This window comes from Micromonospora carbonacea (assembly GCF_014205165.1).
Classification (GTDB): Bacteria; Actinomycetota; Actinomycetes; order Mycobacteriales; family Micromonosporaceae; genus Micromonospora; species Micromonospora carbonacea.
Window position 1 is genome coordinate 2,949,492 of the sequence record NZ_JACHMZ010000001.1, and the last position, 12,063, is coordinate 2,961,554.

General features: G+C 74.5%; 10 protein-coding genes. 6 read left to right on the plus strand and 4 right to left on the minus strand.

The features are described from left to right. Nucleotides 1–2: 2 nt before the first annotated feature. From HDA31_RS12810 to HDA31_RS12825, 4 genes are read left to right on the plus strand one after another with little or no spacing between them, the layout of a single operon-like run. Nucleotides 3–800, plus strand: a complete 798-nt coding sequence (locus tag HDA31_RS12810; protein WP_178065234.1) for a DUF3050 domain-containing protein — start codon at nucleotides 3–5, stop codon at nucleotides 798–800. Beyond that, the gene (locus HDA31_RS12815) at nucleotides 797–1,768 is read left to right on the plus strand and encodes a thiamine pyrophosphate-dependent dehydrogenase E1 component subunit alpha (RefSeq protein ID WP_178065235.1); all 972 of its coding nucleotides are present in this window, start codon (nucleotides 797–799) and stop codon (nucleotides 1,766–1,768) included. The genes HDA31_RS12810 and HDA31_RS12815 overlap by 4 nt, the downstream gene beginning before the upstream one ends. After that, nucleotides 1,768–2,739, plus strand: a complete 972-nt coding sequence (locus HDA31_RS12820; protein WP_178065236.1) for an alpha-ketoacid dehydrogenase subunit beta — start codon at nucleotides 1,768–1,770, stop codon at nucleotides 2,737–2,739. Before HDA31_RS12815 ends, HDA31_RS12820 begins: the two co-directional genes overlap by 1 nt. Continuing rightward, the gene (locus tag HDA31_RS12825) at nucleotides 2,739–4,097 is read left to right on the plus strand and encodes an ATP-grasp domain-containing protein (protein ID WP_178065237.1); all 1,359 of its coding nucleotides are present in this window, start codon (nucleotides 2,739–2,741) and stop codon (nucleotides 4,095–4,097) included. The genes HDA31_RS12820 and HDA31_RS12825 overlap by 1 nt, the downstream gene beginning before the upstream one ends. A gap of 46 nt (nucleotides 4,098–4,143) precedes the next feature. Here HDA31_RS12825 and HDA31_RS12830 read toward each other — a convergent pair whose 3' ends face one another. From HDA31_RS12830 to HDA31_RS12845, 4 genes are all read right to left on the minus strand, one after another. After that, nucleotides 4,144–4,827, minus strand: coding sequence for an SGNH/GDSL hydrolase family protein (locus tag HDA31_RS12830; protein WP_178065238.1), 684 nt, complete (start codon nucleotides 4,825–4,827; stop codon nucleotides 4,144–4,146). Between the two features lie 40 nt (nucleotides 4,828–4,867). Then, nucleotides 4,868–5,914 carry an exo-alpha-sialidase gene (locus HDA31_RS12835; protein WP_178065239.1) on the minus strand — a complete coding sequence of 349 codons (1,047 nt, stop codon included), beginning with the start codon at nucleotides 5,912–5,914 and terminating at the stop codon, nucleotides 4,868–4,870. Nucleotides 5,915–6,139: 225 nt separating this feature from the next. Beyond that, nucleotides 6,140–7,384, minus strand: a complete 1,245-nt coding sequence (locus tag HDA31_RS12840) for an MFS transporter (protein ID WP_178065240.1) — start codon at nucleotides 7,382–7,384, stop codon at nucleotides 6,140–6,142. A 149-nt stretch (nucleotides 7,385–7,533) separates the two neighbouring features. Next, a complete protein-coding gene (locus HDA31_RS12845) occupies nucleotides 7,534–9,120 on the minus strand; it encodes an AMP-binding protein (RefSeq protein ID WP_178065241.1) in 1,587 nt (528 codons plus the stop codon). A 381-nt stretch (nucleotides 9,121–9,501) separates the two neighbouring features. Here HDA31_RS12845 and HDA31_RS12850 point away from each other — a divergent pair, with 381 nt between their 5' ends. Further along, nucleotides 9,502–10,773: an SGNH/GDSL hydrolase family protein gene (locus tag HDA31_RS12850; protein ID WP_178067520.1), complete on the plus strand. Its 1,272-nt coding sequence runs from the start codon at nucleotides 9,502–9,504 to the stop codon at nucleotides 10,771–10,773. Between the two features lie 68 nt (nucleotides 10,774–10,841). Then, nucleotides 10,842–12,059 carry a cytochrome P450 gene (locus HDA31_RS12855; RefSeq protein WP_178065242.1) on the plus strand — a complete coding sequence of 406 codons (1,218 nt, stop codon included), beginning with the start codon at nucleotides 10,842–10,844 and terminating at the stop codon, nucleotides 12,057–12,059. Nucleotides 12,060–12,063 lie beyond the last annotated feature (4 nt).

A 12,063-nucleotide genomic window follows, 5' to 3' on the forward strand; every position in this document is an offset into this window, starting at 1 on the left:
AAATGTCACGGTACGACTGGGGTAAGACGCACCCGGGCATCGAGCGGTTGGAGAAGGCGGTGACCGACCGCCGCGACGTGGTGGTCAAGCACCCCCTCTACGCCAACCTGGACACCCACGAGGCGCTGGTGACCTTCATGGAGCACCACGTCTTCGCGGTCTGGGACTTCATGTCCCTGCTGAAGTCGTTGCAGCGGCAGCTCACCTGCGTGGACGTGCCGTGGATCCCCACCGGCCCCACCGGCAGCCGGCGGCTGATCAACGACATCGTGATGGTCGAGGAGAGCGACGAGCTCGGCGAGGGCTACATCAGCCACTTCGAGCTGTACGTGCGGGGCATGGCCGAGGCGGGGGCCGACACCGGCGCCGTGGACGCGCTGGTCGACCTGCTGCGCGCCGGCACGCCGGTGACCGAGGCGCTGGTGAAGGCCGGCGTGCCCGGCCCGTCGGCGGCGTTCGCCGCCACCACCTGGAAGATCATCGAGTCGACCCCGGTGCACTGCCAGGCGGCGGCGTTCGCGTTCGGCCGCGAGGACCTGATCCCCGACATGTTCACCCAGGTCGTCGCCGTCAACGAGCGCAGCCAGAAGTTGCACACGTTCGTCGACTACCTGGAGCGGCACATCGAGGTCGACGGGGAGCAGCACACCCCGATGGCCATGCAGATGCTCGCCGACCTGTGCGGCGACGACGACACCAAGTGGCAGGAGTGCGCCGACACGGTCAACCTGGCGCTCACCGCCCGCGCGCGGCTCTGGGACGACATCCTCGCCGCGATCAAGGAGGGTCGCCCGGCGTGACCCGCGACGATCCCGTCCGGCTGTACCGCACGGTGCGGCTGATCCGCCGGTTCGAGGAGCGGGCCGTCGACCTGGTCCGCGCCGGGGCGATCGTCGGCGGCATCCACCCGTACCTCGGTCAGGAGGGGATCGCCGCCGGGGTCTGCGCGGCGCTGCGCGACGACGACCTGGTCACCGGCACCCACCGCGGGCACGGCCACGTGCTCGCCAAGGGGGCCGACCCGGCCCGCATGCTCGCCGAGCTGCTGGGCCGCGAGACCGGGCTCAACCGGGGCCGCGGCGGCTCCATGCACGCCGCCGACCTGGCCGTCGGGGTGCTCGGCGCGAACGCCATCGTCGGCGCCGCCGGCGCGATCCTCACCGGTGCGGTGTGGGCGCGTCGGCGGCGCGGCGACGACCTCGTCGGGGCCACGTTCTTCGGCGACGGCGCGGTCAACGAGGGCATGCTGCTGGAGGCGTTCAACCTGGCCGCGCTGTGGCGGGTGCCGGTGCTGTTCGTCTGCGAGAACAACGGCTACGCCACCACCATGCCCGTCGAGGGCGCGGTGGCCGGCACGATCCCCGGCCGGGCCGAGGCGTTCGGCATGCCGGCGGCCGTCGTCGACGGCCAGGACCCCGAGGCGGTACGCGACGCCACCGCCGCCGCCGTCGCCCGGATGCGCGCCGGGGGCGGGCCGGAGCTGATCGAGGCCCGCACCTACCGGTTCGACGCCCACCACACCTTCGAGCACGCGGTACGCCTCGACTACCGCGCGCCGCAGGAGGTGGCCGCCGGCCGGTCCCGCGACCCGGTCGACATCCAGGGCGCCCGGCTGTCCGGGGCGGACCGGGCCGCCGTCGACGCCGAGGTCGAGGCGACCCTCGACGCGGCCCTGGAGTTCGCCCTGGCCAGCCCCGAGCCCGACCCGGCCGGCGCGCTGGAGCACCTGTACGCCAGCGGGCTGGTCGCCCGGACGGGAGGTGGCTGATGCCACGGCTGTCGTACCGCAAGGCCCTCACCCGGGCCCTGGCCGACGAGATGGGCCGCGACGAGTCGGTGTTCCTGCTCGGCGAGGACATCCGGGTGGCCGCCTCCAACGTCACCGCCGGGCTGCTGAAGCGGTTCGGGCCGGACCGGGTGCGGGACACCCCGCTGTCGGAGCAGGCGTTCACCAGCTTCGCCACCGGCGCGGCCCTGGCCGGGCTGCGCCCGGTGGTGGAGTTCCAGATCCCGTCCCTGCTGTTCCTGGTCTTCGAGCAGATCGTCAACCACGCGCACAAGTTCCCGCTGATGACGGGCGGGCAGGCCGAGGTGCCGGTCACCTACCTGGTGCCGGGCTCCGGCTCGCGCACCGGGTGGGCGGGGCAGCACTCCGACCACCCGTACAGCCTCTTCGCCCACGTCGGGGTGACCACCGTGGTCCCGGCCACCCCGGCCGACGCGTACGGGCTGCTGGTCTCGGCGATCCGGCACGTCGACCCGGTGGTGGTCTTCGCGCCGGCCGGGGCGATGGACGTGCGCGCCGACGTGGACTTCGCCGCCCTGGCCCCGGTGCCGATCGGGCGGGGACGGGTGCACCGGGCCGGCGACGACGTGACGGTGGTCGCCGTCGGGCACCTGGTGCACGACGCGCTCGCCGTCGCCGAGGCGCTGGCCGACCAGGTGTCGGTGGAGGTCTTCGACCCGCGCACGCTCCACCCGTTCGACTGGGACGGGCTGACCGCGTCCGTGGCCCGCACCGGGCGGCTGGTCGTGGTCGACGACTCCAACCGGTCCTGCGGGATCGCCGGGGAGATCATCGCGACCGTGGTGGAACGGGTGCGGCTGCTCGCGCCGCCCCGGCGGGTCACCCGCCCCGACGGCGCGGTGCTGCCGTTCGCCCCGGCGCTGGACCGGGCCGTGCAGCCCGGCCGCGAGCAGCTCACCGCCGCCATCCAACTCACCATGAAGGACGAGTGATGATCGACCCGAACTACCCCTGGCCGCCGCTGGACCAGGCGTGGAAGGACCTGCCGGAGTCGACCCGGGCGGAGATGGTGGCCGCCGGGGCGGGCGCGTGGAAGGAGGTCTTCTACGGCTGCGCGACGTACAACCAGACGTGGCGGCTGGCCCGGCCCCCGGTGATGCCGGCGGACGCGTTCCGCGAGCTGAACGAGGTCTGCGACCGGATCGCCCAGCTCATCCTGGAGGCGTGCCAGCGGCGGGCCCGCACCGCCGGGGAGCTGACCCGGCTGCTCGGGGTGCCGGCGGAGGAGACGAAGCTGCTCGACACCGACGAGGTGCTGTCGGAGGCGCTGCTGGCCGCGTACCGGCCGGACGTGCTGATCTCCGGCGGGGTGCCGAAGTTCGTCGAGTACAACATCGACAGCAGCCTCGGCGGTGGCTTCGACGCCGACACGGTCGTCTACCGGTACGCGAAGCTCTACGCCGAGCGGGGCATCCTCGACGGGCTGCCGGTGCGGCCCGCCCCGTCCCTGCTCGACCAGCGGTTCGTGGCGATCCGCGACGAGCTGGGCCTGGCCGACGGGGCCCGGGTGGCGCTGCTGCTGGACTTCGACGCCGACTACCCGGGCCTGGAGACGCCGGACTTCTTCCTCAAGATCCTGTCCCCGCTGGCGGACCGGGCCCGTGACTTCGGCATCGACCTGGTCATCGCCCAGCTCAAGCTGGCGACCCTGGACGAGCAGAAGCGGCTCGTCGTCGACGGCGCCCCGGTCGACGCGTTGTTCCGGCTCTTCGTGCCCAACCGGGTGCACGCCAGCGCGGGGCTGGACGCGGTCGCCGGCGCCCTCGCCGCCGGGACCCTGCCGATGTTCGTCAGCACGGCGGCCTGGCTGCTCGGCAACAAGATCAACTTTGCCTGGCTGTGGGAGGACCTCGACACCCTGCCCGAGGCCGACCAGGCGCTCGTGCGCCGGTACGTCCCGCGTACCACCGCCCTCACCGCCGCCGAGCTGCCCCGGGCGCTGGCCGACCAGCACGACCTGGTCGCCAAGCCCGCCGACGGCTCGGCCGGCATCGGCGTGCTGCTGGGCCGCGAGACCGACCCGCAGAAGTGGGAGGAGGGGCTGCGCGCCGCCATCGACGAGGGCGGCTACATCCTCCAGGAGTACATGCCCGCCGACCGGGTGGCGATGGACTTCGTGCGGATGGAGACGGGGGAGACCGTCACCGCCGACGTCCCCTACAGCCTCGCGCCCTACCTGTTCGGCCGCACCGGCTCGGGCGGCCTGGCCCGGGTGGGCTTCCCCGGCTGCGACAGCGTGCTCAACCTCGCGCGCGGGGTCCTGCTCACCGGCATCCTGCTCACCGACTGACCGCCTCCCCGGCGGCGGTCTCCCCGAGGGCCGCCGCCGGGGGAGGTCACCGGCGCGCGGCGAGGTGCGCGCCGAGGCGGCGGACCGTCTCGGCGGCGGCGATGGCGTCGCTGCGGGCGCTGCCGTGCCGGCCGTCGCCGCTGTAGAGCGTCGGGTCGGCCACCGCCGGGTGGTCGGTCAGGTGCACGTGCAGGGTGCCGAGCCGCTCGCCCAGCGCCCGGGTGTGCGCCGCGAGCCGGCGCATCCGCCCGCCCAGGCCCTCCCGCAGCCGCGCCGGCACCGCCGGGCTGTGCGACACGTCGAACATGCCCACCGTCACCACGTCCGCCCCCGCCTCCTGCAACCCGGCGACCATGGCGGCCAGCTCCGCGTCGACGGCGTCCGCGTCGTAGGCGGAGCGGAACGCGTCGTTGCCGCCGCACACCACCAGCGCCAGGTCCGGGCCGAACGCCACCGCCGGGGCGAGCTGGGCGGCGCGCACCTCGTGCGCCCGCAGCCCCCGCAACCCCAGGTTGAGGTACGCCAGCCCGGGGCGGGCCGCGTCCAGCTCGGCGGCGATCCGGTCGGCCCACTGCACGTCCGGGTACCCGTCGACGGGCTCGCACAGCCCCTCGGCGACGCTGTCGCCGAGCACCACGAACCGCCGCCACGGGTGCCCGGCGAGCAGCCGCGCGCTCTCGCCCACGCGCAGGCAGTACGGGTCGGTGGCTTCGGTGCGGCTCGCCGGCATGACCGGCACGCTAGCCGACCCGCCCGCCGCGTCGACACCCCTACCCGTCGAGCGTCACCTCGGCCAGGTACACGCACGTCCGCTCCTCGTGGGAGGAGTAGTAGCTGACCCGCAGCACCCCGTCGTGCCAGTCCAGCCCGGGGTAGCCGCAGTCGCCGCCGGAGGGCAGCGCCAGCAGCTCGGTCAGGGCGCCCCGATGCGGGTCGACGGCGCAGACGGCGGTGCGCGGGCCGCCGTCGAGCAGGCGTACCCCGGCCACGAGGCGGCCGTCGGGCAGCCCGAGCAGGGCCGGCCCGCCCACCCGCACCCCGAGGTCGGTCCACGTCCAGTGCCGGTACGGTGGCCGAGCCCGCCCGAGCTGGGCGGTGGCCGCCTCCCGGTCGCGGCGCAGCAGGCAGGTGGCGGTGCCGTCGGGGCCGAAGACCAGCCCGGACTCGTTGGGGTAGCCGCCGAGGAAGAGGGTGTCGACGACCGGTTGCAGGTCGAGCCCGTCGCCGCTGCGGTAGAGCCGGACGAACCGGGGCTCCCGGGTGGCGTACCCGACGCCGTACATCGCGCCGCCGTGCCAGGCCGCCTGCCACACCCAGATGTCGCGCTCGCCGACCGGCGTCGGCTCGCCCCAGCGCTGCCCGTCGGCCGACAGCCAGGTCAACGTGCGGAACGCCTTCGCCGGCCCCGCCCCGCGCCCGACGGCCTGCCCCGCCGCGTCGCCGGCGGCCGCGCCGTCCGCCGTGGCGGTGGCCGCGCCGTCGCCCGCCGTGGTGGCGGTGCCGGCGTCCGTCGCGGTGACCGCCGCGGCGAGCAGTTGCAGCCGGCCGTCGGGCCGGGCCACGAACCGGGGGTCGCGCAGGTCGGTGGCCGCCCGCTCCAGCCGGGCGACGGGGGCCCACTCCCGGCCGTCGGCGGAGGCGAGCACCCGGATCGCCCCGTCTGCGGAGAGGTGCCCGGCGGCCTCCCGGTACGCGCACAGCCACCGGCCCCGGTGCCGGACCAGGTCGGTGAAGGCGTTGTGCCCGGCGGCGTCGCCGATCCGGCGCACTTCGCCGAGCCGGGCGGTGGCCACCGGGGTGTCGGTCGATGACGGCATGGTTCTCCTCGCGGGTCGCCGGTCCGGTCGCGCCCGGGGCAGTCAGTCGGTGCGACCCGACCGGCACGGTAGGCGTGCCACCCGACGCGACCCGGGCGCGCCGGCGAACGCGGGGCGAACATGCGAGGAAGCGATGCCGGCCGAGTGGGGGCATCCCGGCGCGCGGATACCCCCACCAGCCCGGCACGGCGCGGGCGGGGCCGGCGGGCGGGGCCGGGCGGCGGCCTACCCGGCGGGCCGCGCGGGCGGCGCGGCCGGGCGGGACCGGCCCGCCCGCAGCGGCCCGGCGAGCAGCGGCCCCACGGTCAGCACCGCGCACAGCACCGCCATCACCAGCAGCGCCGGCTTGAGGCCCAGCACGGCGACCGACCAGCCGCCCAGCAGCGCGCCGACGGGCAGGCCGACGAACGCCAGGGAGCCGGCGATGCCGAGCACCCGGGTCTGCAACGCGTCGGGCACCCGCTCGTAGAGGGTGGCCCCCAGCAGCGGGTTGACGGCGGCGATGCCGATGCCGGACAGGAACGTCACCACCAGCACCACCACGAGGTGGTCGGTGACCGCCATGGTCAGCAGCCGGGGCGCGCCGCTCATCGCCGCGCCGACGGCGAAGACGAGCGTGCGGGGCAGCCTCGGGCCGACCATCGTGAACACCACGTTGCCCAGCAGCGCCCCCGCGCCGAACACCCCCAGCACCAGGCCGAAGCCGGCCGGGTCGCCGAGCACGTCGCGCACCCAGACGGGGATCCACACGGCGGTGTTGGCGGCGGCCATCATGTTCAGCGCGGAGACCACCAGCAGCATGGCCAGCAGCACCCGGTCGGTGCGCAGGTAGGCGAACCCGGTGCGCAGGGCCCGGAAGTAGCTCTCCCGGGGCGCGGCCGGCGCGTCGGCGGCCGGCGGGCGCACCAGCAGCCCGACCAGCAGCGCGCAGAGCGCGAAGGTGCCCGCGTCGATCCAGATGGCCCGGGTCACCCCGACCCAGTCGATGAGCAGGCCCCCGATCACCGCGCCGAACAGGGTGACGCCCCGGGCCAGGCCGTCGTAGGCGGAGGTGAGCCGGATCAGCTGCACCCCGGCGCGCTGCGCCGCCGGCCGGAACATGACGTGCTTGACCCGGTCGCCGATGCCGCGCAGCCCGCCGGCCACCGCGACGAGGGCGACCAGCGCCCCGAAGCCGAGCCACGGGGTCATCGCCACCACCGCCACGGCCGCCGCGCTCGCCGCGTCCACCACGATGGACGTGCGGCGCACCCCGAACCGGTCCGCCCACGGCGTCGCCAGGGAACTGGACAGCATGTACGGCAGGAACTCCGCCGCCGCGACGATGCCCATCTTCGCGGGGCTGCCCGTGGTGGTCAGCACCAGCCACGGGATCGCGATGACGGAGATGCGGCTGCCCAGGTTGGAGATCAGGTCGGCGGCGACGAGGGTGACCAGTTCCCGCCGCGCGGCGGCCCGCTCCCGGTCCACGCCGCCTCCCTTCGCCCCGGCCGCCGGGCCGGCCGCGGAACCGGCGTCGGCTCCGGTCTGCGGGCCGGCATCCGTTCCGGCCGGGGAGCCGGCGTCTGCTCCGGCCGGGGAGCCGGCGTCTGTCGCCGCCCCGGGGACGGCCTCGGTCGTCACGCGGGGCTGCCGACGTGGTCGGCGGGGCGGCCGGCGGCGTACCGGGCCCGCAGCGCCAGCTTGTCGACCTTGGCCGACCGGTTCAGCGGCAGCGCGTCGACGAACTCCACCGCGCCCGGCGCCCACGTCTCGCTCAGCTCGGCGGTGACCAGGTCGATCAGCTCCGTCCCCGTCACCGTCGCCCCCGGCGTCGCCACCACGTACGCGTACGGCAGCTCGCCGGCCACCTCGTCGGGCACCCCGATCACGGCGGCGGCCCGCACCTGCGGGTGCCCGGCGAGAACGTCCTCGATGGGCCGGGAGTAGATCGGCCAGCTCCGCTGCCGGGTGAGGATCCGGTCGGCGAGCCGGTCGACGAGGTAGAGGTAGCCGTCGGCGTCGAGGTGGCCGACGTCGCGGGTGCGTACCCAGCCGTCGACCAGGGTCTCGGCGGTCAGCTCGGGCTGGCCGTGGTAGCCGACGAAGCTGAGTTTCGTGCGCACCCACACCTCCCCGTCGACGCCGGCCGGCAGGACCGCCCCGTCGGCGTCGCGGATCTGCACCGCCACGTCCCCGTACGGCTTCCCGCAGGAGCGCAGCCGTTCCGGGTGCTCCGGGTCCTCGGTCAGCCCCGGCTGGGCGGTGATCACGACGGCCTCGCTGAGCCCGTACACGATGCGCAGGACCGGGCCGAAGCGGGCGATCGCCTGGCGCAGGCGGGCGGGCGCGGCGGGCCCGGCGCCCACGTTGAACATGAACATGGCGGAGAAGTCCGCGCCGGGCAGGTCGGGGTGGTCGAGCACCTCGTAGAGCATCGGCGGGGTGACGAACGTCGAGTTGATCTGCTCCCGCCCGACGGTGGCGATGAACGCCGCCGGGTCCCACCGTTCGCGCAGGAACAGCACGCCGCCGCTGAACAGGTTGACCAGGGTGGTGATCTGGCCGCTGGCCAGCCACATCGGCGAGTGGGACAGGTGCCGCAGCAGCGGGATCCCGCCGGAGCGGAAGCCCTCGGCGAGGGCGAGGACCTGGCGGTAGAAGCTCTCCCGGTGGTGCACCAGCTTCGGGGTGCCGGTGGTGCCGCTGGTCTGGAGGAACGACTCCGGCTCCGGCACGCCGCCGGGCAGGTCGGCGGCGGTGGGGCCGGCGGCGCTCAGGTCGGCGGCGGTGAGGTCGGGGCCCGCGCCGCCGGGGCCGAGGCAGAACACGGGCACGCCGGTCAGGTCGGCGGCGATCCGCGGGCCGAGCCCGTCGCCGTCGCGGGCGTCGTAGACGAACGCCTCCGGCCGGGACAGCCGGACGAAGTCGTCGACCTCGCGGCGGGAGGTGACCGGGGCGACCCACATCGTCCGGCAGCCCAACAGGTGCAGGGCGAGCTGGAGCAGCGGTCCCTCGACCGCGTTGCCGAGCATCACCAGCACGGCGTCGCCCGGGCGGACCCCGCCGCGGGTCAGCGCGGCGGCCATGCCGCGCACCTGCGCGGCCACGTCCAGATAGGTCAGTCGGCGTCCGCCGCCCACCAGGGCCTCTCGGTCGCCGAAGCCCTCGAACAGCTCCAGCGCCTCGTGCACGTAGGTGGTCGGTCGGTCGGCACCGTCGGTCATCGCCAGCCCCCATCAGCTTCCGGCGGCGGTCGGCGGCGGCCCGGCGGGGCGCCCGCGACGACCGGCCGCGAGCGGCGTCCCGGCAGCTCAGGGGCCGGGACGCGGCGACGGCGGCGCGCTTCGGCGACCGCACCGCCGCCTCCTTCGAGCGTAGGCCGCCCGGCCGCGCCGGGCACCGGGCCGATCGGTGCGCCGCCGCAGCTCGACGTCATTTGATCTTGTCGATCAGGTTGATTGACGCCTGTCAGGGGCGCGGCTAGGTTTCTGGACCATCGTCCAGGAGGCTGTCGTCAGTGGACGACCCTGGGCTGCCAACATGGAGGTTCAATGTCGACTCCGAACAAGTGGCGCTTGATAACGGCCCCGAAGAGATGGCAGGTGATCGCCGCTGCGGCCACGGCGCTGGTCGTGGGAGCGCCGGCCGTGGTGGCCACCGCCGGCCCGGACACCGGGAAGCGCCCCGGCGCACCCGTGTGGGCGGGCAGCTGGGCCGCCGCGGTGACCCGGGGCAACACGGTCGGGCTGACCAACACCGGCCTCAACAACCAGAGCATCCGGATGATCGTGCACACCACCGTGGGCGGTCCCCGGCTGCGCGTGCGGCTGAGCAACGTCTACGGCGAGCAGGCCGTGAAGGTCGGCCGGGCCACCATCGCCCGCCCCGACACGTCCACCCCGACGGACCTGTCGGACGTGGCCGCGCCGACCGTCAAGGAGCTGACCTTCAACGGCTCCGCGTCGGTCACCATGAACAAGGGCGGGGAACTGCTCAGCGACCCGGTCGACCTCCCGGTCGGTGACCAGGAGGACCTGGTCGTCACGCTGTACTTCCCCGAGCTGACCGGGCCGGTGACCTTCCACGGCCAGTCCCGGCAGACCACGTTCATCGGCGCCACCGACCTCACCGGTGCCGCCGGCGGGACGGGCTTCACCACCCGCCCCGACTGCTGCTGGATGTTCCTGTCCGGCGTGGACGTGCAGCGCAAGCTCAGCCCCGGCTCGGTCGTCGTCCTCGGCGACTCCATCGCCGACGGCAACGGCAGCACGGTCAACACCAACCGGCGCTGGCCGGACCTGCTCGCCGACCGGCTGATCGACGCCCGCCCCGACGTGCGTACCCCGGGCGTGCTCAACCTCAGCCTGGCCGGCAACCGGCTCAACCACGAGGGCACCGAGCCCGGCGCGGGTGGCTTCCCCGGCTACTACGAGCTGGGCCCGAACGCGCTGGCCCGGCTCAACGAGGACGTCTTCCCGCAGACCGGCGTGCGGACCGTCGTGACCCACCTGGGCATCAACGACATCTGGATGTCGGACGACTCCGCGGAGAAGATCATCGCCTCGCTGCGGCAGGTCAACCAGCAGGTCAAGGCCCGCGGCCTGACCAGCCTGGTGGCGACGCTGACCCCGTACGAGGGGCACGGCAACCCGGGCGTGTGGACGCCGGAGAAGGAGGCCACCCGCCAGGCGGTCAACGCGTACCTGCGGGGCAGCCACGAGTTCGACGGGGTGCTCGACTTCGACAAGGTGCTGCGCGACCCGGCCCAGCCGAGCCGGCTGCTGCCGGCGTACGACTCGGGTGACCACATTCACCCGAACGACCTGGGCAACCAGGCGATGGCCGACGCGGTGCCGCTGCGCCTGCTCGGTCTGTGACACCGGCGGGGCGGCGGGGGTGAACCCCCGTCGCCCCGTCGCCAACTTCCTGGGGAGGAAGCACCACCGTGGACGTCAAAGAGCTGCTCTCCGGCCTGTACAGCGACCAGGGCCGGCAGAACCCGTACCCCTTCTACGCGGCCCTGCACGAGCTGGGCCCGATCCGCGAGATCCCGAACCGCCCCGAGCACAGCACCGTCAGCGCCGTCGCCGGCGGGTACGACGTCGTCGACCAGGTGCTGCGCGACCCGGAGTGGCTCAAGCAGTCCCCGCCCGGCTGGGAACAGCACGAGATCCTGCGCACCTTCGAGTCGTCGATGATGTTCATCAACCCGCCCGACCACACCCGGATGCGGGCGGTGTTCGCCAAGACGTTCACCCCGCGCCGGCTGGGCGCGCTGGAGCCGGTGATCACCCGGGTCACCGACACGCTGCTGGACCGGATGGCCGAGGCGGGCGCCGGCGGGGCCGAGGTCGACTTCGTGGCCGACTTCGCGTACCCGATCCCGGCGCTGGTGATGGCCGAGTTCATCGGCCTGCCCGAGGCCGACCTGCCCTGGTACCGCGAGCGCGTCGACTGGATCGACGACTTCCTCGACGTGGCCGGGGCGACCCCCGAGCGGCTGGCCAAGGCCAACACCGCCGCCGCCGAGCTGCGCGGCTACTACCGGGAGCGGATCGCCGAGCGCCGCCGCGCCCCCGGCGAGGACCTGATCAGTGGCCTCGTCGAGGCGCTCGACTCCGGCGGCGTCGACCTTACCGAGGACGAGCTGATCAGCAACCTCATCGTCCTGTTCAACGCCAGCTTCGTCACCACCGTCTACATGTTCAGCAACGGCCTGCCGCTGCTGCTGGAGCACCCCGACGTGACCGCCGCCCTGCCCGGCGACGACGAGCTGACCCGGGGCTGCGTCGACGAGGTGCTGCGCATGCAGAGCCCGGTGCACTTCCTGGCCCGGGCCGCGCCCCGCGACACCGTCCTGCACGGCGTGCAGGTCGCCGAGGGCGAGAACGTGATGCTGCTGATCGCCGCCGCCAACCGCGACCCGGCCCGCTTCCCCGACCCCGACCGGTTCGACCCGCGCCGCGCCGGCCCGCCGTCGCTGGCCTTCGGCGTCGGCCTGCACTTCTGCCTCGGCTCGGCGGTGTCCCGGCTGGAAGGCCAGCTCGCCCTGCCCCGGCTGTTCGCCCGCTTCCCCGGGCTGCGCATCACCCAGCAGCCCGTCTACAGCGGCAGCCTGTTCCTGCGCGGCATCGACAAGCTGTTCGTCACCACCGGCGAGTAGAGGA

Bases quoted from the DNA above. Each gene is read 5' to 3' on its own strand.
- HDA31_RS12810 (WP_178065234.1), top strand. From the start codon at position 3: ATGTCACGGTACGACTGGGGTAAGACGCACCCGGGCATCGAGCGGTTG.
- HDA31_RS12820 (WP_178065236.1), top strand. From the start codon at position 1,768: ATGCCACGGCTGTCGTACCGCAAGGCCCTCACCCGGGCCCTGGCCGAC.
- HDA31_RS12825 (WP_178065237.1), top strand. From the start codon at position 2,739: ATGATCGACCCGAACTACCCCTGGCCGCCGCTGGACCAGGCGTGGAAG.
- HDA31_RS12830 (WP_178065238.1), bottom strand. From the start codon at position 4,827: ATGCCGGCGAGCCGCACCGAAGCCACCGACCCGTACTGCCTGCGCGTG.
- HDA31_RS12835 (WP_178065239.1), bottom strand. From the start codon at position 5,914: ATGCCGTCATCGACCGACACCCCGGTGGCCACCGCCCGGCTCGGCGAA.
- HDA31_RS12845 (WP_178065241.1), bottom strand. From the start codon at position 9,120: ATGACCGACGGTGCCGACCGACCGACCACCTACGTGCACGAGGCGCTG.